This window comes from Megasphaera sp. AF13-6AC (genome assembly GCF_027685385.1).
Taxonomy (GTDB): Bacteria; Bacillota; Negativicutes; order Veillonellales; family Megasphaeraceae; genus Megasphaera; species Megasphaera micronuciformis.
Genome location: NZ_JAQCUN010000158.1, coordinates 2145 through 2523, shown reverse-complemented (window position 1 = coordinate 2523; position 379 = coordinate 2145). Strand labels below are relative to the sequence as shown.

Here is a 379-nt window from a genome sequence, read left to right as displayed (position 1 = left end):
AACGTCACAAGGAACGGAAAATTTTTGACGTTGAACAGGAAAAAGACGCTTTAGGTGAAGGCATTGCAGGGGCGGCAACAGCTGTAACTGCCGAAGGGGCGGCTGAAGATAACGGGGAAGGTATAGAAACGCCGTCTATAAGTTCTTCGTCACACGTCGAGTCGGAACGTACGGACCAAGTCGGTGCCGAAGATAATGACTCCTTCGAGGATGAATACGGAACACCTTGTGATGAAGAGGAGTCGCAAGGAGACGTACCCGTGCCGGACGATGAAGACGTACCCGCACCTGAAGAAGATGAAGTCATGCCCAAGGCACCCGGCAACGGCATCGTAGAGCATAAAATTGTTACGACGGACGCACCCGGTGCGTATACTTC

Annotated in this window: 1 pseudogene; it reads left to right on the top strand. The window is 52.2% G+C overall.

From position 1 onward, the window contains the following. Positions 1-379 (top strand): annotated as a pseudogene (locus PGX78_RS07520) (DNA translocase FtsK); the annotation flags it as partial.